The following is a 23,507-nucleotide window of genomic DNA, read 5'->3' as shown; positions in this document are numbered from 1 at the left end:
GGCCTTCCTTATCCCCTCTGCGTCCGGTTTCATCCTGCAAGGTCCCGCTGCGGGAATTTGATCCCGGGGTATATTTTGGGCATTTTTCTGCAAATACCCCAGCAGGAATATACCCCAATGGCTCTCAAGGACCTCGAAATCAAATATGCCGCGCGGCGGTCGCGCGACTACAAGCTCTTCGACGGAGAAGGGCTTTATGTGCTCGTTACCCCGCGCGGCTCGAAATTCTGGCGCCTCAAATATTTCTTCGACGGCAAGGAAAAGACACTGAGCATCGGCAAATATCCGGCCGTTTCGGCCGCCGTTGCCCGGCAGATGCGGCGCGATGCCAAGAAGCTGCTCGCGGAGGGAAAAGACCCTGGCGCGCAGAAGAGGGCCAACAAGGGCCTGGCGCCTGCGCTGGTGCTTTTCGAGCCGATAGCGCGGGCCTGGCACGCGAATCGGTGCGAGGCGCTCGATGCCGCCCACGCGGCCCGCGTGATGAGCCGGATGGAGCGCGACGTCTTCCCGGTGCTGGGCAAGCGCGACATCAAGACCATCACGGCCCCGGAAGTGCTTGAGATCGTCCGGGCAGTCGAGGCGCGCGGCGCTCTCGACGTCAGCCGGCGGGTGAAGCAGAGCATCGGTCAGGTCTTCCGTTTCGCAATCGCGAGCGGCTGGGCCGCGAACGATCCCACGACCAGTATCAACGATGCGCTGCGGCCGAAGCCGCGCGTCAAGCATATGCCGAAGGTGCCTCTCGCCGAGATCCCCGAACTGGTCGCGGCGATCCGCTCCTATGACGGCGAGCCCGATGCGCGCCGCCGTGAGACCACGCGCGACGCGATGATGTTCACCTTGCTGACATGGGCCCGCACGAGTGAAACGCGTTTTGCGACGTGGGATGAATTCGAGGACCTCGAAAGCGAAATGCCGCTGTGGCGCCTGTCGGCAGAGCGGATGAAGATGGACCGCGAGCATCTGGTGCCGCTTTCCTCACAGGTCGTGGAGCTGTTGCTGCGTCGGCGGCATTCATCGGCCGGACACTTTGTGTTCGGGGGCGAAAAGCCGGGCCATCCCATCTCGGAAAATACCATGATCTTCGCCTGTTATCGCATGGGCTATCGCGGCCGTCAGACCGTGCATGGTTTCAGGGGACTGGGGTCGACATGGGCCAATGAGGCCGAATGTTACAAACCCGACTGGGTTGAAATGGCGCTCGCGCACGCCGACGAAAATGAGGTGCGAGGCGCTTATAACAGCGCACTCTATCTGACGCCGCGCCGGCGTATGTTGCAGCAATGGGCGGACGAGATATTCGGGCTCCGGCAGCGCGCCGCGCCGGCAACGAAAACGAGAGTATCGTCACGCCTTGCGCCGGCGTCTCCGCCTCCCCGAGGCAATCCTTCGGCGGCGCCTCTTCCCGCCGAGGACCTGCCATTCTGGCAGCGCTCCGACCGGAGGCGGGATCTTCCGAAGCCGAGGCTCGGTTCGCAAGGGCGGGAGCCTTTGCCCCGCTAATGCATCAGGCTCGCGTCCCCTGGCCGGGCTGTTCGAGCGGATTAATGACGAGCAGCAGGCGCTGTTCGCCGCTGCCCGCAATAGGCGGCGAGCGATGGATGGCGGCATGGTCCTCATCCCAGTGTCTGCCCTTGAAAATGGCGACGTCTCCGGCCCGCATTTCGCGTAGATTGTGCGGCTCGTCGCAATCACATGATTTGCTTGGGTGCGCGTCGAGCCATTGGGTGCCGCGGCCTATATAAGTCGTGATCAGGCGCGCGGTGACATAGTCGGCGTGGAACTTGCGACAAGCGTTGCCAGCGATCCGGTCGAGCCGAATATCGACTTCGGCGACCCGCATGATCGCGGCAAAGCGCCGGGCGAGATCGAGAATGTCCATCTCGAGCGTCGCCCGGGCATCGCCGAGCGGATATCGGGCAGCTTCGAGTGCGCGCGTGAGGGCCAAGGGCAAGTTGGCCGCGCTGGCTGAAACGTGCACGGACCGGAGATCGGGCGAGAGTATGTCGCCGAGTGCGTACGGCGTGCCGCGCTCCCAGATAGCGATCGATATATCGGGATCGCGGATCGCTTCGAGCACCCCCGCATTCCCCGCGACCAAAGCATGCGAGCGGTCAAGGGCGGTCATTCGGCCGGCTCTGCTACCGGCTGTGCTTCGCCCCAGGCAGGAAAGGGGTCGGGCAAGGTCGTCCAGAGTTCCGGGTTGAAATCCTCGGCGTCGAGCAGGCAGGCATCGAGCGCGGCGCGGATCGTGGCGGCGTCCATGCCAATGCCGATGAACACCAGTTCCTGGCGCCGGTCCCCCCAGACGGGATTCCAGTGGCGAAACACCAACTCTTCGAAGCTGCTGTCGTCGGGCCAGCGGTTCTTCGGCACCGCGGCCCACCAGCGGCCGAGCCGCGAAACGCTTTTCTGCCTGCCCGCGATCGCCAGTTCGCCCAGATAGTCGGTGCGGGTCGCGAGCCAGAAATGTCCTTTCGCGCGGATGATTTCGTCGAGAGCATCGCCTGTAAGAAAGCGGTGGAATTTGGCGGGGTCGAAGGGCGCACGCGCGCGATAGACGAAGCTTTCGACGCCATATTCCTCGCTCTCGGGCCGGTGGCTCGCATAGTCGAACAATTCCTTGGCCCAGAGCGGGTGCTGCTCGGCGCGCTCCTCGTCAAACCGGCCGGTGGCGAGCACATCATCGAGTTCGACCTTCCCATAATCGGCCTCGACGATATGCGCGTCGGCATTGAGCGACGCGACGACCTGTTCACCACGCGCAGCTGCTCGGCGTCGACTGCGCTTGCCTTGTTGACGATCACGACGTCGGCAAATTCGATCTGCTCGACGAGCAGGTTGACGAGGCTGCGCGCATCTCCTTCCCCGGCTGTCTCGCCGCGGTCGGCCAGCAAATCTTCGCTCGAATAGTCAGCGAGCAGGTTCATGGCATCGACGACCGTGACCATCGTGTCGAGCCGCGCGACGTCGCCGAGGCATATGCCACGCTCGTCGCGGAAGGAGAAAGTCGCGGCGACCGGTAGCGGTTCGGAGATGCCGGTGCTCTCGATCACCAGATAGTCGAACCGGCCCTCCTCGGCGAGCGTGCGCACTTCCATCAGCAGGTCGTCACGTAACGTACAGCAGATGCAGCCGTTGGTCATCTCGACGAGGCTTTCTTGCGAGCGCGACAGCGCGGCTTCGCCGCCGCGCACGAGATCGGCGTCGATATTGACCTCCGACATGTCGTTGACGATTACCGCGACGCGCCGCCCTTCGCGGTTCGAGAGAATATGGTTGAGAAGGCTTGTCTTGCCGGCGCCGAGAAAGCCTGAAAGGACAGTAACGGGAAGCCGGGCGAGGGGGGCGGCAGATGTCATGTCAGCCTCTTTCTGATTGGTTGGGGTAAGTGGGTTCGGCGGTACGCAAACATACATGGCCCCGCTCGTTTCCCGGTGCCGGTGAAGATCCGGGTTCGTCTGCTGCCGCCCGGGCGACATCTGGATCATCGAACGCGTTCGACCGGAAAGCCGTCACCGCGCCCGTGGACACGAACAGGACCACACACCCTGCGGGCGAGCGGAAGGCAAATAATGTCCTCATGCCGCTCGATCGCTCCGGGGCGGCCTGGTCGATGTTCGTGCGGCGCAGTCAGGGCATATGCCAACGAGTTCGACGATAAGGGTTGATGCCGCGAATCCTTCGGTTCGGCACATTATATCGACCCGCTCCGCGACCTCGCTGCTATCGAACGTCTCGGCCGAACGGCAATGGCGGAACACCATGAAACCGGCGCATGCGCGCCGCGTGGGAAGATGAGCTGACAGCAATTCGACCCGCTGCACATCGCCGCACGCTGCCAGTCGGGCGAGGATGCGGTAAATCTGGTTGGGCGCGAGAGGCGATCCGGAGCGGGGGCTTTGGCGTGCGATTTCATAGGCCCCAAGCGGCCGGTTGCTCGCGTGCAGATGCCCCATCACCCGTCGCTCGAGGTCACCGGACCGGCGGCGGACACGTGTAGAGGGTCGGAGCGTGCCGCCGTGAGCACCTCCGACATCGGGCCTGTCAGGGTCCATGGAAGCGAAGCCTCCAGTTCATGAGATGGGCCAAGATAAGGAGGAAGCTGCCGCTGACGGTAATCCAGAGTGCGGCACTGCCGTCGATGCCGGGCAGTAGGGCGAGCAGAAGAAAGCCGGCTCCCGCTGAACCAACGAACGCGGGCGCGAGCATATGGTGCCGCCGATAACCGAGCGTGAGAGCAACGAGCGCGAAGGGATCGACAAGTCCAACGGCGAAATAGTGGAATATCTCGGAACGGACGAACGCTTCGGCGGCGCTTGGAAGTAGCAGGAGAAGAAACGGCAGCGCGAGGCAATGCACGAGGCAAAGCGCCGACGCGGAAATCGCCACGCCTTCGACGCTGTCGGCGAAGCGCTGCGGTTTTGGAGAAGAGACTGGGCTGACGGACATTGGTGAACAGGCTTACGATGGGTTTCGTGAGATAATGATATAACATACCATAGCTGCATCTGACTCCATTTGAAAGAGTTTCTACAACCGCTTGGATTTGTTTCGGTTGGGCTTTACTTCGTGGTCGCCCTTCCGTGCACATTGGGTTGACACGCCCCCCGTGCGCAGCGACCTCAATACTCGATCTTAAATATTAGTCCCGGACATCGGCCAAGCATGGCCATGAGCCTGCTATTCGCTGAATGGAGGGATGGCGTTGGTGCCTGAAAGCCGACCATTTCCGGCTGTTATAGTCGGCCATCTTGCAACGCGGCGTCATCTTGAGGGAGCGTCGCTCTCGAACGTGGGAGCCTTGCCGAAATCGGTGACACGGAAGGGGATGTCTTTGAACAGGTAGCGATAATAGAATTGCCGCAGCTGCTCGTGATAAGCGCGGACGCGGTCCTGATAGGCGAGTTGCCCGGCCAGGTCGGTTTCGGCAAGGCGCGTAAGCGCAGCCTGCATGCCGACCGGCGGCAGCGCCCAGCCGAGCGCACGCGCCGCGCGATCGCGCGCTTCGAGGCCTTCGCGATAAGCGCGAACGCGATCCGCGACGCTCTCGTCGCCGACCTGATGGAAAGCGAAATACCATTTCCAGTGGAATTCGGGAGGCAGCGGCGGCGTGTCGCGCCATTCGGGATGGCTGGCAAAGAAGCGCGCCATCGTCGCCTCGCGCGGGATGTCCCAAGCCTTGTTGACCGCCTCGCGCTGCGCCAGCGTCAGTTCGACGCCCTGTCCGACCGGGATGGCGCGGTTGATCGCGACATGCGCGAGGGTCGGGAGGACGAGCGTGACCACGAGCCAGCAGGCGGCGAGCGCGGAGGCGTTGGTCACCGAACTCCAGTTCAGCCGCTCGACGAGCAGCGCGAGCGCGACCCAGAAGGCCAGATAGGCGGCGATCAGCGCGAGGACCGCGAAGATGGACAGGGCGCCGGTGCCCGCGGCGATGGCGCCGATCGCAAAGGGCAGCGCGAGCGCGACATAAAGGAAGGCGAAGCGCAGCACGCCGCGGCGCCACCAGAGCCGGCGGCCGCGCGGCAGCGCCTGCAGCATGACGAGCCGTCCCGCCTCGCGCTCCGACGAGCGAAGGTCGTGGAAGAGCGCGATCGCGAACAGCGGCGCCAGATAGACGAGCACGAACGCAAAGTCGAAGCGCCCGGGCAGCGCGAGCTCGGGATTGAAATTCTCGCCATCATAAAGCTGCGCCTCGAGCCCGAGGGCGCGGACGCGCAAAATATAAGGCGCGACATCGCGCATCCCGAGCGCCGCGAACGCGAGCGACGAGGGCGAATTCCACGTCGGATGGAAGGTATAATAGGCGGCGCTGCCGGGATCCTCGATCTGGCTGACCCATTGGGAGATCGCGGCGACATCGGCGGCTTGCTGCGGCGCGATGCGTTCGATCACCTGCTGCTGATGGCGCACCTCGGTCAGCCCGGCGGCGACGCTCGCCGCGGCGAGCAGCGCGAGCAGCAACAGGGCACCGGCGGCGAGCCGCGCGCGCAGGAGCAGGCGCAGTTCGTGGCGGATCGGGCTCATTGGGGGTTCCTTTGCAGTCGGCCCGCCACGAACCAGGCAGCGGCGATCGCCGCGAGCAGCCAAGCGAGTATCATTGCGAGCCCGGGCAAGGCGGCGCGGACCAGTTCGGTGCCGGTCGCGGGGCGGAAGATGAAATCGGGAATGGCGTTCCAATGGCTGTCCGAAACGCGCTTGCGCTGGTCGGCGCCGGGGTCTTTGGCGGTGTCGTCGGCATAGCTGACCGCTTCGGCCTGCAGCCCGTTCAGGCGCTGGACGATGTCGAACCGATACGCCTCCGCCTGGCCCAGAAAGCGGCGGTGCCCCGCAAGGTCGGTGCCCGCCGCCGCCATCGACAGGCGGCGCAGCGCGATCGCCGGGCTGAGCAGGCCAAAGCCGTGCATGATCGCGCTCTGTTCGGCCTGCGTCGCGAAGTTCGCGGCCGCATAACGGTCGAACAGGCCCGAGGTCAGCTTCTCACCCTCGATCGCGAGTAATCCCTTATAGTTGACGGGCAGGTCCTCGACCCGCGTCACGCCATATTGATCGAGTATTTTCTGTTTGAAGGCCGCGAAGAAGGGATCGTCGGGATTGTGGCTGTCGCCGAGCCGGCGCAGGTCGCGCTGGATCGCGATGTCGGTTTCGAGCCGCGTCGCGAGCGGGCGCGCCTGGCCGGCAAGGTCGGGCGCGATCCGCGGCAGCAGGATGACGCCGACCGCCCAGATCGCGAGCAGCGCGAGCAGCGCGTCGCGGCTGCGCCGGACGAGCGCGGACACGAGGATCACGACCAGCGCCCAGAAGAAGAGCCAGGCGGCATAGCCCAGCGCGATCGCCGCCATCGGGCCGGCGAGCGCGCCCGGCTGCCCCGCGATGAGCGCAAAGCCGATCATCGCGGGCAGGCCGACGAGGATCGCGACGAGCCCCAGTGCGAGCGTCTTGCCCGCGAAGAGCTGGCGCGCCGAAATGCCCTGCACGAGCAATTGCCGCAGCGTCCCGCGTTCGCGCTCGCGCGCGACGGCGCCATAACCGAGAAAGATGAGCAGCAGCGGCGCCAATATCTGCAGGACGAAAGCGGGCGTGAGCTGGCCGAAGCGGATCAGCAGCGAGGATTGGCGGACATCGCCGAAATTGGCGGTGTTCTGCCGGTGCCCCTCGAGGAACATGCTGCTGCCGGTAAAGGCGTCGACGCCGGGATCGAAGGCGGCGAGCGGTCCGAGCGGGCGAAAGATGAAATGGCCGTAATGAACGACGCGGTGGGGATGGCGATCGGGCTGTGCATCGAACGCCTGGTCGGCCTCGCTCTGGAACCGCGCGCGGAGGTCGGCGATGTCCTGCTGGTGCGTCCAGGAGGTGACCGCGGCGACGAGCGTCAGCAGCAGCAGCAGCGCGAAGGCGATAACCGCGACGCGGTTGCGCCGCATCAGCCGCAATTCGTCGCGCGCGACCAGCCAGGCCGCGCTCATGCCGCCATGGCTCCCGCCGGTGCGGCGGCGAACTTGTGGTGGAGAGCGCGAACATCGAAACGGTCTGGCCCGCTCGCCGCCACCTCGTCGACGATATGGCCCGCCTCCAGAAAGCCGATGCGGTCGGCGATGTCGGCGGCGCTCAGCAGGTCATGGGTGACCATCAACACGGCGGCGCCGCGATCGCGCACATTGGCGACGAGCCGGTTGAAATCCCCTGTCGCGCGCGGGTCGAGCCCCGACGTCGGCTCGTCGAGCAGCAGCACGGGCACATGGCGGAGCAGCGCGACCGCGATCGCGACCTTTTGCCGCATGCCCTTCGAAAAGCCGCCGAGCCTTTTGTCCCACGCATCGGATTGCAGGCCAGTGGCGGCAAAGGCCTGGTCGATCTCGGCGTCGGCATGGCGCTGGCCCGAAAGCGAGAGCAGATAGGCGACATTTTCGCGCGCGCTCAAATGTTCGTAAAGCGCGACATTTTCCGGCAGATAGGCGACCTGCCGCCGCGCGGCGTCGGGCTCGGCCGCCGGATCGAAGCCAGCGACGCTGACACGTCCCGCGGTCGGCCGGATGAAACCGAGCAGCGTCGAGAGGGTCGTCGACTTGCCCGCGCCGTTGCCGCCGAGCAGCGCATAAATCTCACCGGCGCCGACGCTGAGCGAGATGCCGTCCAGCACAGGGTGCGAACCATAGGCGACGGTGACGTCGCGCATTTCGAGAAGCGGGCGGGCGGGGTCCATCGATCGTCTCCTGTCAAGCGAGAGCGCCTCTTGCCGACCGCGACGCTGCAAGTCAATATCACGTTATACCATCTCATTTTACTTGACGCATCCAGCAGGCAGCGCTTAGGCGAGCCGCCGATGATACATCATATCATCGCGAAGCAACGGAACACCGCGGCGCGCCGCGAGGGGGAAAGAATGAGTCGAAGCCTGTACCTGCCGGCCGGCCTGCTGTCGGTGGCGAGCGCCTGCGTACCCGGCGTCGCGCTGGCCGAAACGACCGAAGTGGCCGATGCGGAAAGCGAAATCGTCATCACCGGATCGCGCGCCGCCAACGCCAGCATCAACGGGCTGAATGTCGAGCCGCTGCTGCTGCCGCAGAATGTGCGCATCCTCGACGAGAGGCTGATCGCGGAAACGGGCTTCACCGACCTGTCGCAGCTTTTCGACCTTGCGGGCGGCATGGCGCGCCAGAACAGCTTCGGCGGCGCGTGGGATGCCTACGCGATCCGCGGCTTTTCAGGCGATATTAACCAGGGCCCCGACCTGCTCGTCAATCGCTTTACCGCCAATCGCGGCTTCAACGCGCGGCGCGACATTGCGACGGTTGAAAGCTTCCAGGTCCTGAAGGGGCCGGCCTCGGCGCTGTCGGGCAAGGGCGAGCCCGGCGGGTCGATCAACATCGTCACCAAGGCGCCGCAGGACCATTTCCACGCTGGCGGCGAACTTTCCTATGGCAGTTTCGACATGGCGCGCGGCAGCTTCGACATCGGCGGGCCGGCGGCAGGCGGGCTCGCCGTGCGCGTGATCGGCGCCTATCAGGCTGGCGACAGCTTCCGCGATTTCAACCGGTCCGACCGACTGCTGCTGGCCCCGTCGCTCGCCTGGGCGCCCTCGGACGCTGTGCGCTTCCTCTATCAGCTCGAATATAATCTGGTCCATTTCACCCACGATCGCGGACTGGTGGCGGTGGACGGCGACGGCAAGGCACTGCCGCGCAATCGTTTCCTCGGCGAACCGAATGATGGCCAGATCGAACAGCGCACCAGCCAGCATCAGGCCAGCCTGACCGTCGACCTGGCCGAGGGTATCGCGATCGAAGCGGGCGTGCAGTATCGCGAAGGCGAGATGACCGGGCAGTCGACGCACAACGGCCTGCTCGTCGGCACCCGGCTGCGCCGCCAGCTTCGCATCCACGATTATCGCTGGGACGACTGGTCGGGCCGCGCCGAGCTCAGCGTCAACCGTACGCTGCTCGGGCTCGAGCATCAGCTCCGTATTGGCGCCGATATCTTCAGCTACGACCAGCGCCGCCGTTTTTTCCGGTTCAGCCCGACCGCCGCCAACCCCTACGACATCGACATCTTCGCGCCCATCTATGTCCAGCCGAAACCCGTCGCGGCGCTCAATCAGGACCTGCTCGAACATCTGCGCGGCGAAAGCCTCTATGCGCAGGATCTGATTAGCCTTGGCGAGAGTTTCAGCCTGTTGCTCGGCATCCGTCATGACTGGATCCGCCAGGCGAATATCAATTATCGCAGCAACCGTACCGATCGGCAAAGTCCGTCGGCAACGTCGCCCCGCGCGGCGCTCACCTTTTCGCCGAACGACAAGGTGTCGGCCTATATCAGCTGGGGCAAGTCCTTCCGGTTCAACCAGGGCGTCGATAGGGCGTCCGAGCCCTTTGCGCCCGAGCGCGGCGAGGCGTGGGAAGGCGGCGTCAAATATGCGCTGCTGGACAAGCGCCTGACGGGCACGCTGTCGCTGTTCCGCATCACGAAGGACAATATCCTCGTTACCGATCCGGCGGACGGCGGCTTCCAGATCGCCGCCGGCCGCGCGCGTAGCAAGGGCGCCGAATTCGACGCCAATCTGAGGCTCGATGATCGCCTCTCGCTCACCGCCGTCTACGCCTATACCGATGCGAAGCTGATCGAGGATACGCGGCCGGCACTTGTCGGCAGCGGCCTCAACAACATTCCCAAACATTCGGGCGCGCTTTACGGCTATTGGCGGTCGAACGGCGATGCCCCGGGCTCGATCGGTATCGGCGCCGGGATCACCTATGTTGGGGCGCGGCCGGGCGACGATATCGCGAGCGGCTTCCGTCTGCCCGGCTATGTGACCGCCCGGTTCAACCTCGCTTATCAACTCGCCGCCGGGGTTCGGCTCCATCTCGATGCCGAAAATCTGTTCGACACTTATTATCTCGAAAGCTCGTACAGCGACACCTGGATCACGCCCGGCGCGCCGGGCACGGTTCGCGCGCGGCTGGTCATCGGCCTGTGATCCGGCGCGGGGGTTCGGCGCTGCTCGCGCTGGTGCTTGCCGACCCGGCGATAGCGCAGCGCGTCGATGAAAACGCGGTGCGCGAGGCCGAGGACGGCTTCGGCAAGAGCGTCGGAAGCGAATCGGTCGGCATCTATGCCAGCGGCGAGGTGCGCGGTTTTTCGGCCAATGATGCGGGCAATGCGCGGATCGAGGGACTCTATTTCGACCGGGCGGGCGTCATCACCGACGTTGTCGTGCGCGGCACAACCGTCCGGCTTGGGCTTACGGCATTCGGTTATCCGTTTCCCGCACCGACCGGGATTGTCGATACCGACCTGCGCCGCGCTGGCGTTGATCCTGTATTGAGCCTGCGGCTCAGCAGCGGTGAATATCTGGGCGCCGATTTCGTTGCCGACGCCGCTATCCCGATCAGCGACAGCTTCGGTATCAATCTCGATCTGGGCCTCTATGACGACGAATATGTCAGCGGCGCGAGCGCCTGGTTCGTCAGCTACGGCAGCGTTGCGCGTTGGCGCCCCGCTGATGGCGTCGAACTCACCGGCTTCTTCGGACGCTATGATTTCGGCGACGAGGAGCAGTCACCGACGCTCTATACGGACGGCAGCTTCCTGCCAGCCAAGGTCGAACGCCGGCTATTCTATGGCCAAGACTGGGCCGAATGGAGCGGGCACAGCCAGAATTATGGGGGTATCGCAAAGGCGAGCCTCGGCGGATGGAACCTCGCGGCAGGGCTGTTCAACAGCCGTTTCACGCGCGACGATTATGCCTCGCTCTATTTCGACGGGATCGACCGCGAAGGGCTTGGGCGGCTGGTCGTCGTCAGCGGCGAGGATCAGCGCGCCGCCTCGACCTCGGGCGAGGTTCGCGTCAGCCGGGTCTTCGCTGCGGGCGCGACACGCCACCGCCTGCTTGTTTCGGCACGCGGGCGCCGCAAGCAGAGCGACTATGGCGGCTATCATGTCGCCGATCTCGGCCCCGCGACGATCGGCGTTCCCGTTCCGCGGCCCGAGCCCGATCGCCTCTATGGCGCGCTCACCAAAGATCGCGTGCGCCAGACAAGCCTCGCGATCGGCTATGAGATGCGCTGGCCCGGCGTCGGCGAACTCAACCTCGGGCTGACGCGCACCGACTATCGCAAGACGATCGCACAGCCTGGGCGAGCGGCTGAGCGGCGCCGCGACAAGCCCTGGCTGTGGAACGTGGCGCTGGCGATCACCCCGACCGATCGCTTGACGTTCTATGGCGCGGTGACGCGCGGGCTCGAGGAAAGCGGAACCGCGCCGGGCAACGCCGCCAACCGCAACGAGGCACTGCCGGCGCTGCGCACGAAGCAGAAGGAGATCGGGCTGCGCTATGCCTTTCCGGGCGGCATCCGGCTGGTCTCCGCGCTGTTCGACATTCGCAAACCCTATTTCGAGATCGACAGCCGCGACGGCGTCTATCGTATCCTCGGCACGGTCATCCATCGCGGCGCCGAATTCTCGCTTTCGGGCGAACCCTTGCCTGGCCTTGATCTGGTTGCCGGCGCGGTGCTGCTGCGTCCGCGGGTGACGGGTCAGGCAGTCGATGAGGAGCGGCTTGGCTCCAAGCCGATCGGCCGCACCGGGCTGCTCGTCGACCTCAACGCCGACTATCGGCTTCCCGGCCTTGCCGGAGCGTCCGTCGATCTGCGGTTCCTTCACGAGGGGAAGCGTATCGCGCGCGCCGACAACAGTCTCGACATCCCGGCGCGCACGACGATCGATATCGGTGCGCGTTACCGCACGGCCCTCGGCAGGATTCCCGCAACGTTCCGGCTCCAGATTCGCAACATCGCCAATATTTATGGCTGGCGCGTCTTCGGCGGCGGCGGCTTCGCGCCTATGCAGGGACGCCGCGTGCTCGCCTCGCTCACCGCCGATTTCTAACGAACTGCGAGCATGTCTTCAATTCGACCCGTGAGACGGTCTCGGTTCCCTGTCCTCGGCTGATGTCGCTCCTTGGCATGACCCTCGATACCAAAAGGCCGATCGAACCGATGGTTCACGCCGACGACAGCCGTGCCTATTTGCGCTTTGCAGCTGCTTGCGCATCGAAAGCGTCGGCCTGGGCATCGGCCTCTTTGCGGATCGCCTCGGCCTGTTGTTCGAGCTTTTCGGCTTCCACGTCCGCCTGGCGGCGAATGGCGTCGCCCTGCCGCTTGAGGCCAGCTGCTTCCGCCTCGCGCGCCTCGCGCGCAGCGTCTTCGGCGCGATCCCTCGCAGCGCCGATGGCCTCGTTGGGCCCGTTGCCTTCATAAACCCTCCCCGCGGCTTCTGCCGCGGCCTTGTCCTTCTCCGCGCCCGCCTTGGCCTGAGGGCCTTGGCAGGCCGAGAGAAGCAGCAGCGCCATGACGTTGATGCTGATCGTCTTCATATGAAAATCCTGAATGTCAGAAGGGGTCAGTCTTGGTCCTGAATTCTGCACGGCCCAGCCAGACGAGCTTCTCGCGGTAGAGACCCGCAAGCGTACGATGCGCGTTGCGCGCGCCATCAGTCGTCGCCCGCGCGGCCTGGGCTTCGCAGGCTTCGAGCCGCCGACGGAAATAGGCGATATCGTCGTCTTTGGCCGTCATGCTGGATCCTTCGAAAGGGCGGATAGAGAGCAAGCGAGCGCGGGCGGTCGCGCTGATCTGCGCGCGCCCGCGCCATGTTTATTTGGGGAGGGCATCGCGCACCTTGTCGGCCGCCTTGCCGGCCGCGGCCTGAACGGTTCCGGCGGCTTTTTCAGCGGCGCCTTCGGCCTGCAACGAACGGTCGCCGGTAATCTTGCCAGCCGCTTCCTTGATCGAGCCTTTGATCTTCGTTGCTTCACCTTTGATGCGATTGTCGTCCATGATCGTCTCCTTTGCTGAGGGCCCGGCGCTGAGCGCGCCGGGCCACGACCGTCATTTGGAGGTGGCCGGACAGCCGGCAAAGATACGGAACTACCAAATCATGGGGTAGCGAAGGACTAGCCGGGCAGTCAGCGGATCGGTCTGGCAAGCGGAAAACCGCGTTCACGCGCCCACAAAATCGCAGCGGCGCGGCGATTGACGCCGGTCTTCTGATAGACGCGAGCGATATGGTTGCGCAGCGTGTTGCGCGACACGCCCATCTCGCGGGCGATCGCGGCGTCGTCGCCGCCTTCGCAGAGCAGGCTCAACACTTCCTTCTCGCGACGCGTGAGCTCGCTGACCTCGACGGGCGCGGCATGCGTATGCGGTGCGCGCAGGTTCGCAAGCTTTTCGACGACGGTCCGACTGAACCAGTTGGTATCCTTCATCACCGCCTCGATCGCCGTTATGAGCTCCAGTTCGCTATGCCGGCGTTCGTGGATGTCCTGGATGACCCACAATACGCATTTGTCGCGTCGCAAGGGCATCGCTTCCGCCGAGACGAGACAGTCGACAAAACTGCCATCTTGCGTCCTGACCCGGGCGTCGCGGCCGCGGAACCCGCTTCGTTCGGCGAGCATATCCTCGGCTTCCTTCAAAAATGACGCCGGGTCCCACAATTTCAGCTCGGCCATCATTTTGCCTAACGCCTCGTCCGGCGAATAACCGGTCAGCTGGTGGAATGCGTCGTTGACGTCGCAAAGGCGCTGGCCGTCCTGTGTGGTGATCGCCATGCCCACAGGTGCCAGACGGAAGGTTTTGACGAAGCGCTCCTCGCTATGACGAAGTTCGTTTTCGACCTGCCGCCGCGGCTCGAGATCGGCGAAGGAGAAAAGCATGCAGGGCTGCTCGTCGAGGTCGATCGGCTGGCCCGCCACGATGACCAGTTTGCGTCCGCCGTCGGGAAGCGAGAGGTCGGCCTGCATCTGCGGGATGGTCTTTCCTCCACGCAGCCGCTCTTTCGCCGTATCGAGATTGACCGCATCCTGCAGCACATCGATATCATACAGTGAGCGGCCCAGCACTTCGTCGCGCGTATACCCGGTGAGATCGAGAAACCCTTGGTTGACCTTGACATAGCGATGGTCTGCGAGCCGGCAAATAACCGCAGGAGCGGGATTAACGTTAAATGTTTGCTCGAAACGCTGCTCGGCCTCGTAGCGCAGCGACACGTCCTGGATGACGAGCACGAAGAGGTCGGGCTTTCCCTTCTCGTCTCCCAGCACGAGGCTTCGAATCTGGTGAATCCAGCCCTGTTCGTCATCTCCTGCCCGCGTCACCTCGACGACGAGTTCGGAAAATTCTTCTCCAGCTCGTGCGCGCGTCAAGGGATGGTCCTCTTTCGAGAGGAGATGATTGTTGCGGTACCGCAGCTCGTAGCGGCTGGCATAATCGTCGCCATCGTTTCCCAGATCCGCGATGCCGGCGGCGCCGTGAATCCGCAGAGCCGTATCATTGGCCCAAAGAATTTGTCCCGCTTCATCAACGATGATGATGCCCTCGGAGAGGCTAGATACGGTCTGCCGGAGGCGGCCGAGGTCGACGAAATGATTGCGAAGGGTCACCGTAACTCCAGCAGCTTATGTAGGGCGATTGTCGGCAACATTCTTTGCTGAAGGGAAGGTTCCTTCGCGCTTCATGCCATGCGTTCGGCCGGTTGCGATGACTGTCTCGGGGGTCATGCAATTTTTTCCGGTTCCTCGAAAGGCCGCCGGCACGCTCCGCCAAGGATTATGCACCGAGCGCACTGGCTTGCCGTCGCGGGAATTGGAGGCGATCCGCCGAGCGCGAAGCCTCAAATTCGGTATTGCACCGGTGACGGCATCGGAAATAAAAAATTCGCACCGAGGTGAATGACGCCGAAGTGCTTGCGTCTTTCCTGATCAGAAGCGAGCCCGTGGGGCCGCATACAGGCTTCTCGTCTGCTGTCCGGCGAGATTTCCCTGAGGCGGCCTCATCGAGTCGCGTCCAAGGCACCTATTTGTCGATTGTAAAGGAACATATCCAATGTTGATGAACCGTTCGAAAGCGCAGCATGTCCAGGTACACAAGTCGGTCCGCAGGCGGATCCTGGCGATCTTGCGCAGGGCGCATCGTGTGCTGGGCATGAACAGGGCGCGGCTTGGCCTCGGTCAGCTTGGCCCCGGTGCTCGAGGAGCGGCGGCTACCCTGTATAGTGGCGGCAATCTTTCGTCTTTGGCGTTATTGGTCGGTGCGGGGATGTTCGCTTTTTCCTCCGACGGCCAAGCACAGACGATGACCTGGTCGAATAATCCCGGCACCGGTGAAGTTAGCACTTCTACAAATTGGACGCCGGCTGGCCCTATAACCAACAAGACTCTTAACCTCGGCGCTAGTTCAACGACCAACCTGACCTTTACCCAGAACACGGGTAATGGCGTTCTGAACGTGAATCAGATCAACTTCCAATCCGGCGCCCCGGCATACACGGTGACGATTGGGGGCACCGCCAATAACTCCAAGCTGGGGATACCGTCTGTTAGTGGCACGCCCACCGCCACGCCGAGCATCGTCAATTCATCCAGCGTGACCCAGAATTTTGTAATCGCCAATAGAGGTTACCTCGGGATAAGAAACGACACAACAGGCAGCCTGAATTTCGATATTCGCTCTGGCGGCACAATACAGATTTTTTCGCCAAACAGCCTGGCCCAATCTACCGTTGTCAACAATGGCAATCTCGACGTCTTTCCGATAAAGGACGCGGCTGGCGCGAATATCCCGGCCAATATCGGTTCGCTTGCAGGCTCCGGCCATATGTATATCAACGGGGCGATCAGCGTCGGAGCCTTGAATACATCCACGACCTATTCCGGGGTCATTGAGAACGGCACAGCAAGCGGCGGTAGCCCGGGCCGGGTTATCAAAGTTGGCACGGGCGTACTGACTGTTACCGGGGACAGCAAATATAGCGGCGGTACCACCATCAATGGCGGCGTGGTCGCGGTCGCCGGAAACGGAGATATTGGAACTGGTAATGTCACCATCAATAACGGTACTTTCGACATCAGCGCCGCCAACAACGATCAGACGATTGGCGGGCTTGCCGGTGCGACGGGAACCAAAGTCGAGCTTGGTGGGAAGAGCCTGACCTTGGGTGGCTCCACCGATGCAACCTATGGTGGGGTAATCAATGGTACCGGCGGTATCACCAAGCAAGGCACCGGCACCCAGACGCTGACCGAGGCGCAGACCTATACGGGTCCGACGGCGGTCAACGACGGCAAGCTCGTCCTCGCCGACAACGGTGCGCTCGACCCCGCCAGCGGCGTGTCGGTCGCAGGTCCCGCGACGCTCGACATCAGCGCGGCGAACGGCGACCGGGCGATCGGCTCGCTCTCCAACGGTGCTGACGGCACGGGCGGCGCGATCGAGCTGGGCGCCAACGACCTGTCGGTCGGCGGCGACAACAAGGATGGCACCTTTGCCGGCGTGATCGACGGTGAAGGCGGCCTGAGCAAGGACGGCACCGGCACCCAGACGCTGACCGAGGCGCAGACCTATACGGGTCCGACGGCGGTCAACGACGGCAAGCTCGTCCTCGCCGACAACGGTGCGCTCGACCCCGCCAGCGGCGTGTCGGTCGCAGGTCCCGCGACGCTCGACATCAGCGCGGCGAACGGCGACCGGGCGATCGGCTCGCTGACCGGAGCCGAGGGCAGTAAGGTGGAGCTCGGTGGGAACAATCTGTCGATCGGCAACGACGACGGCGATGCGACGTTCGCGGGCGGAATCAGCGGCACGGGTGGAATCTCCAAGGACGGGCTGGGCACGGCAACTTTCTCGGGCGTGAACAGCTACACCGGAGATACGCTCGTGAACGCGGGGGCCCTGATTTTGGCGCCGGGAGCAAGTCTGGCAAGCTCGGTCACGGTCAAGTCGGGTGCGTCGATTGGCGGTTCCGGCAGGCTGGGCGGTCTGGCTTTCGACAAGGACGCGACCTATACGGTCCATGTCGATGCGGCCGGGCAGTCGGACAGGCTCGACGTTGATGGCAAGGCGGCCCTCAATTCCGCCAAAGTGGACGTGATTGCCGCGGAAGGAAATTACAAACCGAGCACGACCTATACCATCCTGTCCGCCGATGGTGGGCTCGATGGAACTTTTTCGAGCGTGAACTCGAACCTTGCCTTCCTCACACCGTCGCTCGCCTATGATGCGAACAATGTCCTGCTGACGATGACGCGAAACGACATTAAGTTCGGCGGTATCGGCCAGACGAGCAACCAGCGTGAAGTGGGCAGTGCGCTCGACAATCTGGCGCTGCCCAACCCTCTTGGCAACGCCATTGTCTCGCTGTCCGCTGACGATGCGCGTGAGGCGTTCGACAATCTGTCGGGCGAATTATATCCATCGGTGACCACTGGCTTGATCGAGAACAGCCAACTCGTCGCGACCCAGATCAACGACCACATGCGCAGCGCACTGTCGCGCGATGGTCTGGCACTCGCGGCCGCTCCGGTGCGGGCTGCCAACCAGACCCCCGATGCTTCCAGCTTGGCGCCCTCAGGAGGCGGGCTGGCTGTGTGGGGAACCGGTTTCGGGTCCTGGGGCCATGCCGATAGTGATGAGGGCGCGTCGAGATTCTCCCGCTCCACGGGGGGCTTTGTCATGGGCGTGGATGGACATATTGGCGAGAATTCGCTTGTTGGCCTGGTTGGAGGGTATAGCAACTCCTCCTTCAAGGTTTCCCGTCGCGCCTCCTCGGCGTCAAGCGACAACTATCATGTCGGTCTCTACGGTGCGACTCAGCTGGGCAATCTCGCAATACGCGCGGGCGGCACCTACACATGGAGCGACGTCAGTGCCGATCGTGATGTTGTATTCCCCGGATTTCTGGACCGTCTGACGGGTGACTATCACGCTCGTACCGCACAAGTCTCGGGCGAAGTCAGCTACGCGATGCGAACGGGAAGCTTCGCGCTCGAGCCCTTTGCCGGCCTCGCTTACGTCAATGTCGACAACAAGCGTCTCTCGGAAAAAGGCGGGGCTGCGGCGCTCACCTTGAAGGGTGACTCGGCCGACGTTACCTTTAGCACCCTCGGTATGCGTGGAGCCGCCGACTTCAAACTGGGCAGCTTGCCGGCGACGGTGCGCGGTTCGGTGGGTTGGCGCCACGCCTTTGGGGATGTCACTCCGGTCTCGCTCCATAGTTTGGCAGGCTCCACTGCCTTCTCGATCGAGGGTGTGCCTGTGGCGCGGGATGCGGCCGCGGTAGAACTGGGCGTCAACGTCAACGTCTCCTCGGCGATCACCGTCGGGGTCGGCTATCAGGGACAGTTCGGTTCAGACGCAACCGATCACAATGTCGTAGGACGCCTCAGCATCCGGTTCTGATCCCCAAGTTACTCCAAGGGGACCCGGGGGGCCTCCCTGGAAGTGGCCGAGATCGCAGATTTCCCGGAAAGGAAACTGCGGGCTCGGCCACTTTGCCAATCTGCTTCCCTGCAATAAGTCAGCGGTTGGCCTTTTATCAGCGCTGTTTTATCAGCGCTGTTCGCGCGCGTTCGGATGGCTGTGACGGAGAAAGAGGCGGCGCTCTGGGGCCTTCTTCGGGCAAGGCGCGCCGTCGGCCTTCGTTTTTATCGCCGGCGTTCGCGCGTCGGCCATTTCGCGACAATAACATCATCCCGTCTGCGCAGGCTCCGGTCACTCGTCGAGGCGTCAAACTTTCCGGCCGAGGTGCATGATTCTATCCTGCCTGCGTCAATAGAGGAAAGAGAGAGGACGCGAAGGGAAAGGATATGCAGCAGGAGCCGGGCAGGGCGACCTTCGCCGGCCCTCCACGGACGCACTCGATGAGGCGGTCTCATCTAATGCCGGAAGGATATTAAATGGCGCGTTCTGATGAGCGACGACCGGTACAGCGGGATCTGGATATCCTTCCCAGACTGCTGGTCAGCTCGGTCGATCTTTTGCAGACGGCGCGCGACGTCGCCGTGGCGCGAGGCAATGAGCGGCTGGCGGTTAGAATTGGTTTGAGCAAGCTGCAACTGCTCGAAATCGCCAGCCTCGCACAGATACTGGGAGGCGAGCGGGCAGTGGAGCTCTGGCCTGGGCTGCCGGACCCAGCCAACGACTGGATGCCTCCCGAAGTCGATCAAATTTGCTTTGCTCGCGCAATGTTTCCGGCTGTCAAACATGCTGCAATCCTTGTCCTTTATCGACTCCTGGCAGAGCCGGGTCTCTATATTTCCGCCGAAGCTTTGGCGGGAGCCGCGCGGGTAAAAAGCCTCAATTTTCGTCGGATCCTCAACGTCTATGTCTGCCAGCTACGTAAATCCCTCGCTGAGCACGGGCTCGCGGACGCCATTGTGACCGGCAAGCAGAGCTATGCGCTGAGGGCCGATCGTGCCCTTGCGCTCCGGCTGCTGCTGAGCCCCAGATGAACCGGTCGCTCCCCAGAACGCGGGGGCGGCTGCCGATCGGCCCTTCCCGGTAAGGCGGCGCTACCCCTGCCGGTTGCGGATGAAAAGTCCTTCGGCATTTGCCCGTCGTTCGTTCCGCTGAACGCCGAAATAAGCGCTGGTCGGCGAGCCCGCGTTTTGAACATAGCGGCCATGTTGCAGGTTGAAAATCTGAGAAAATGCTCTTGCAGCGTTTTGCCCGTGCAATTTGCGCCGGTACATCGAAAGCCCGAAAAAGGGCCGGCAACCCCAGATACGCGGGGGTGGCACCGAACCAGGAAGAGGTCCTGCTCGCTTTAGGGCTTCCCATGGCAAGTCAGCTAATGACGCAGCGCAGTTGGCATCATTCACTTCCTGCGTCCGGACCCGCCGTGCAAAGTACAGGCATCGGCCGCCGCCAGCCTGCTTCGGTCTGTTCGAAACGGGCAAGCACGTCTTCATGATTAGGCCGATGCATCCGGCGGCCAGGCCTTAGAGGAGGTGTATGCGGCGACTCTCGCCAAGCCGCCGGTTGGCCGCGGGGCAGAATTGTATCAAGTGACTGAAATTCGATACGCCAGTTTTCGGCGGCCGTGCGGCGGCGGGGGGATATCCTTGAATGGGCCTTTCACAAGCTGCTCACGCCGGGGGGACTCATTGATAAATGGTGAGGATGTGAATGACCAGCGCTCGCGCGGTTCTTCGCTCGATAGCAAGGGATTTGGGGGAGGTGCACGCTATGACGCTTATCAGGTTGACGTTGTTTGCGGCGGCAGTGACGGTCGGCGTTTACAGGGCAGGCGCAGTCCAGCGCAGCGAGCGCGCCGCCGCGATATCTCATGGTCGATAGAACGCATACTGACGACCGTGCTGCTGCCGAAACGTCGTGGCGGGCCGATCCGGAGCTCATCCCCTTCATGGTCGAGGGCGCCGAACCCGGCAAGATGTCGCCCTCGTCGACCTCGCGCTCGACCTGCCGATATCAAAAAACCTCGATACCGGCGTCGCCTACGGCGGCCAGTGCGCCACCTCTACACTGCCCATGCGGTCAAGGCGAGGTCCGCTTCGCTTCTGACCCACGGCCCGCGTCCTTCGCCCCTCTCCCGCGAAGGACGCACCCACTATGACCGGCACTCGGAGGCGCCAGCCATTTTCTCCACTTCGCAACACCATGATGCTGAATTGCGCCGGAAGCTGCTCAAGACCTCGGCGGTTCGGCTCGGGCGCCGGTCTTTCCGCTGGACGGAAGGTGCCCCACGACCTGGCATCGGTTCATGAGCTCGATTGTTCGCAACCATGCGGCTCTTGTCTTCGCCGGAGTTCGCGCCCCTCTCAAATCGAGGGGGCGGCAGTCCAGTGCAGTTTTTCTAACTTGCCAGAGGGCGGACGCGGGCGATGTGATTGATCACACGCCGCCGCGATAATGCTGCGTCTGTGTTACGCGCAACGCGGCCTTCCCTGCGCGATGATATCGTTGGCACCAGTGCGCAAGTTCTTCCGGCGTTATCGCATAGCATTTGCAGGCTTCGATAAAATTGAGCGATCCACTGTCGATGGCGGACACGAGCAGTGCCTTTCGCGAGGTCGTCCAGCGTTTGACGTCCTGCGGCGGAAGTGCCGCGGCAGCATGCGGCGTCGCATGCGCTGCGGCTGTTCGTTGTGACCGTCGCGCCAAGCGGTATTCCCCTGAAGAAGGAGGCAGCGGACCCAAGTCCGCTGCCGGGCCATGTAGAGACGGACATGGCACACCCTGGCACGTCGTAGCCGGGGAGCGAAATCGCGTAAGGGTGTGACCGTTAGCGCAATGTTGGCGGGCATCTCCTGCAGCCCTGACCGGTGCCTCTGCGCGGAACCAAGTGACGCGCCGCCGTCGGGCTTTCCAGGCTCTTCTAGCGGCGGCGTTGGAAGGGATATGTTCGGGCTTCGCCCACGCTGTCCGTCCAACAGGTGGCGCGGTCCCAAAAGCTCGTCAGGGCACGCAGCGGGTCGCGAGAGCACCCACGCCCTATTTGTCCCCGCCCGGCTTTCGCTGTCCTGCCCGCAAGACACGGACTTGCGGGACGATCTCAACGCGGCGGATTGGTCGGCAGGCTATAGCCGATCGGTAGCCAGGCATAGCCCGTGCGGTCCGCGCGCAGGCGCCCGATACCCGGAAAAGACAGGTGTCCGCCCGCTATTAGATAGCCCTCGCGTGCGGCTTCTTCAAAGGCAACCTGGCGTTGCACTGCCGCCGCCGCGGTGTCGGAGTCGAAGGCGATGGTGATGCCCGGATTGGCGAATTGTACGGCCGCAACGTGCAGCACATCGCCCCAGAACAGCATCTTCTGGCCCTTGCTGTCGATCATATATACCGTGTGACCCGGCGTGTGCCCATGACGCGCCTGCGCCTGCACGCCCGGCGTGAGCGGCACCGGCGAGGCTCCCCCAACGAAGGGCTTGAACCGGCCGGCCGCAATATAGGGTGCCAGTGCCGAAGCGGCCGTTTCGAAATAGCTCTTCTTGTCCGTCGATTCGTGCACCGCGTTGGCGATGTCCGGCCAATAACTGGCGTCCTCCCGGTCGGCCCGCACGACTGCATTGGGGAATATCATCTTGCCGTCCGGGGAGGTGAGGCCGCCCAAATGATCCGGATGCAGATGGGTGATATAGATCTCGTCGACCTGCTCGGGCGCATAGCCGGATGCCCGCATGTTTTCGACGAGCCGACCGAGCTTGGGACCAAAGTCGCGAAAACTCCCGGCCCCGACATCGATCAGGACCAGCTTTTCGCCTGTATTGACCAGATATCCGTTGACCGACGTTTCGACCGGAACGGACAAATAGGATCGCGCAAGCGCTTCGCGCGTCTGCTGCGGTGGTTCGTGCAGCACCTCGTCCGCCGGCATTGGCAACGTACCGTCCAGCAGCGCCGTCACTTCGAAGTCGCCCACGGCGATCCGGTAAAAGCCCGGAGCCTGGGTTCGCGCAAAAGGGGCTTTCGCGAACCCGGTCGTCGTGGACGCGCAGATGGCGACAGCGGCGAACAAACCGAGCGTGGCGGAGCGGAATAAGGGGGTTGCGGGCATCGGGCCTCCAGGAGTGTGTGGGACGAAAAGGCTATGCTTCGTCGATGGCATGCGGCGCGCGGCCGCCTTGCCCTCGTTAATCAATCGTTGAGCCTGTCCCGCACCGCTTTGGCCGGGATGAAGGTTAATCTGCGCGCGGCGGCGATCATAATGGTTTCGCCCGTCGCGGGATGACGCGCTTCACGCGCCGCGCTGTCCTTTATTTTGAACTTGCCGAAGCCGTTCAGCGACACGTCGTCGCCGTTGGCCGCCGCAACGATGATAGCGGAGAAGAGGGTGCCGATCAGCTCGCGCGCTTCGGCCTTCGTCACCCCATGTTCGGAAACGAGTTGCTCGACGAGATCGCTGGCGTTCAATTTCCCCACTTTCGTTCCTTCCATGTCCGGCGTGGACATCTTCTGCTTCATAACGCCTCGGAAGAACGTCGTCATCGTTGACCCCGTTAGCGGCATGCCGCCTGAACCTTCTAGGATCGGGACAAGCCAGCGCAGGCTGTGCCGAGTGCGGTGTGCGGGCCGACGCTTCCCTTCGGCATCGACGAACGGCTCTCCTTCCGGGATGGGAAGGACCGAAGATCGTTCGCGCGTTCCTTACCGTGAGCTAACGGTAGGAGCCTGTCCTGGTTCCAAGATATCCCTTAGCGATTCGAACCGCCCGGCGGCGAT

The 23,507-nt window shown here is 63.4% G+C and carries 19 protein-coding genes and 1 pseudogene; 6 read left to right on the top strand and 14 right to left on the bottom strand.

Annotated features, from left to right (window positions below; genetic code table 11):
- Window positions 1–75 precede the first annotated feature (75 nt).
- Window positions 76–1,500 (top strand): tyrosine-type recombinase/integrase, encoded by a 1,425-nt coding sequence (locus ACIPPQ_RS19040; protein WP_446545629.1) that lies wholly within the window; start codon window positions 76–78, stop codon window positions 1,498–1,500.
- Window positions 1,501–1,504: 4 nt separating this feature from the next.
- Here ACIPPQ_RS19040 and ACIPPQ_RS19035 read toward each other — a convergent pair whose 3' ends face one another.
- The 7 genes and pseudogenes from ACIPPQ_RS19035 to ACIPPQ_RS19005 all read right to left on the bottom strand — a co-directional run bounded on the left by ACIPPQ_RS19035 (window position 1,505) and on the right by ACIPPQ_RS19005 (window position 8,203).
- On the bottom strand, window positions 1,505–2,125 hold the full coding sequence (locus ACIPPQ_RS19035) for a DUF1826 domain-containing protein (RefSeq protein ID WP_446545628.1): 621 nt from the start codon (window positions 2,123–2,125) through the stop codon (window positions 1,505–1,507).
- Window positions 2,122–2,679, bottom strand: coding sequence for a GTP-binding protein (locus ACIPPQ_RS19030; RefSeq protein ID WP_446545627.1), 558 nt, complete (start codon window positions 2,677–2,679; stop codon window positions 2,122–2,124). Before ACIPPQ_RS19030 ends, ACIPPQ_RS19035 begins: the two co-directional genes overlap by 4 nt.
- Window positions 2,680–2,792: 113 nt before the next feature.
- A pseudogene (locus ACIPPQ_RS19025) lies at window positions 2,793–3,359 on the bottom strand (GTP-binding protein); the annotation flags it as partial.
- A gap of 685 nt (window positions 3,360–4,044) precedes the next feature.
- Complete coding sequence (locus tag ACIPPQ_RS19020; protein ID WP_446545626.1) at window positions 4,045–4,449, bottom strand: MerC domain-containing protein; 405 nt, start codon at window positions 4,447–4,449, stop codon at window positions 4,045–4,047.
- A 315-nt stretch (window positions 4,450–4,764) separates the two neighbouring features.
- On the bottom strand, window positions 4,765–6,027 hold the full coding sequence (locus ACIPPQ_RS19015; RefSeq protein ID WP_446545625.1) for a DUF3526 domain-containing protein: 1,263 nt from the start codon (window positions 6,025–6,027) through the stop codon (window positions 4,765–4,767).
- On the bottom strand, window positions 6,024–7,466 hold the full coding sequence (locus tag ACIPPQ_RS19010; RefSeq protein WP_446545624.1) for an ABC transporter permease: 1,443 nt from the start codon (window positions 7,464–7,466) through the stop codon (window positions 6,024–6,026). Before ACIPPQ_RS19010 ends, ACIPPQ_RS19015 begins: the two co-directional genes overlap by 4 nt.
- A complete protein-coding gene (locus ACIPPQ_RS19005; protein WP_446545623.1) occupies window positions 7,463–8,203 on the bottom strand; it encodes an ABC transporter ATP-binding protein in 741 nt (246 codons plus the stop codon). Before ACIPPQ_RS19005 ends, ACIPPQ_RS19010 begins: the two co-directional genes overlap by 4 nt.
- 180 nt (window positions 8,204–8,383) lie before the next feature.
- Here ACIPPQ_RS19005 and ACIPPQ_RS19000 point away from each other — a divergent pair, with 180 nt between their 5' ends.
- Both ACIPPQ_RS19000 and ACIPPQ_RS18995 read left to right on the top strand, forming a co-directional pair.
- Complete coding sequence (locus ACIPPQ_RS19000) at window positions 8,384–10,474, top strand: TonB-dependent siderophore receptor (protein WP_446545622.1); 2,091 nt, start codon at window positions 8,384–8,386, stop codon at window positions 10,472–10,474.
- Complete coding sequence (locus ACIPPQ_RS18995; RefSeq protein WP_446545621.1) at window positions 10,471–12,384, top strand: TonB-dependent receptor domain-containing protein; 1,914 nt, start codon at window positions 10,471–10,473, stop codon at window positions 12,382–12,384. Before ACIPPQ_RS19000 ends, ACIPPQ_RS18995 begins: the two co-directional genes overlap by 4 nt.
- Window positions 12,385–12,520: 136 nt before the next feature.
- On the opposite strand, the gene ACIPPQ_RS18990 is transcribed toward ACIPPQ_RS18995, so the two are convergent.
- The 4 genes from ACIPPQ_RS18990 to ACIPPQ_RS18975 form a co-directional block, all read right to left on the bottom strand.
- A complete protein-coding gene (locus tag ACIPPQ_RS18990) occupies window positions 12,521–12,871 on the bottom strand; it encodes a hypothetical protein (RefSeq protein WP_446545620.1) in 351 nt (116 codons plus the stop codon).
- A gap of 16 nt (window positions 12,872–12,887) precedes the next feature.
- A complete protein-coding gene (locus ACIPPQ_RS18985) occupies window positions 12,888–13,070 on the bottom strand; it encodes a hypothetical protein (RefSeq protein WP_446545619.1) in 183 nt (60 codons plus the stop codon).
- A 78-nt stretch (window positions 13,071–13,148) separates the two neighbouring features.
- Window positions 13,149–13,331, bottom strand: a complete 183-nt coding sequence (locus ACIPPQ_RS18980) for a CsbD family protein (protein WP_446545618.1) — start codon at window positions 13,329–13,331, stop codon at window positions 13,149–13,151.
- Window positions 13,332–13,459: 128 nt separating this feature from the next.
- Window positions 13,460–14,935, bottom strand: a complete 1,476-nt coding sequence (locus tag ACIPPQ_RS18975; RefSeq protein WP_446545617.1) for a PAS domain S-box protein — start codon at window positions 14,933–14,935, stop codon at window positions 13,460–13,462.
- A 442-nt stretch (window positions 14,936–15,377) separates the two neighbouring features.
- Here ACIPPQ_RS18975 and ACIPPQ_RS18970 point away from each other — a divergent pair, with 442 nt between their 5' ends.
- From ACIPPQ_RS18970 to ACIPPQ_RS18960, 3 genes are all read left to right on the top strand, one after another.
- Window positions 15,378–18,728 (top strand): autotransporter outer membrane beta-barrel domain-containing protein, encoded by a 3,351-nt coding sequence (locus tag ACIPPQ_RS18970; protein WP_446545616.1) that lies wholly within the window; start codon window positions 15,378–15,380, stop codon window positions 18,726–18,728.
- A 174-nt stretch (window positions 18,729–18,902) separates the two neighbouring features.
- Window positions 18,903–19,193, top strand: a complete 291-nt coding sequence (locus ACIPPQ_RS18965; protein ID WP_446545615.1) for a hypothetical protein — start codon at window positions 18,903–18,905, stop codon at window positions 19,191–19,193.
- Window positions 19,194–19,225: 32 nt separating this feature from the next.
- Entirely contained in the window at window positions 19,226–19,780 is a 555-nt protein-coding gene (locus ACIPPQ_RS18960) for a hypothetical protein (RefSeq protein ID WP_446545614.1), read from the top strand.
- Window positions 19,781–21,182: 1,402 nt separating this feature from the next.
- On the opposite strand, the gene ACIPPQ_RS18955 is transcribed toward ACIPPQ_RS18960, so the two are convergent.
- From ACIPPQ_RS18955 to ACIPPQ_RS18945, 3 genes are all read right to left on the bottom strand, one after another.
- The gene (locus ACIPPQ_RS18955; protein ID WP_446545613.1) at window positions 21,183–21,524 is read right to left on the bottom strand and encodes a DUF1153 domain-containing protein; all 342 of its coding nucleotides are present in this window, start codon (window positions 21,522–21,524) and stop codon (window positions 21,183–21,185) included.
- Window positions 21,525–21,843: 319 nt separating this feature from the next.
- Entirely contained in the window at window positions 21,844–22,842 is a 999-nt protein-coding gene (locus ACIPPQ_RS18950) for an MBL fold metallo-hydrolase (protein WP_446545612.1), read from the bottom strand.
- Between the two features lie 80 nt (window positions 22,843–22,922).
- Entirely contained in the window at window positions 22,923–23,198 is a 276-nt protein-coding gene (locus ACIPPQ_RS18945) for an HU family DNA-binding protein (protein ID WP_446545704.1), read from the bottom strand.
- Between the last annotated feature and the right edge of the window lie 309 nt (window positions 23,199–23,507).

This window comes from Sphingopyxis sp. LARHCG72, from assembly GCF_052871675.1.
The sequence above is the reverse complement of the archived record's forward strand: the minus strand, read 5'-3'. Positions and strand labels throughout refer to the sequence as shown.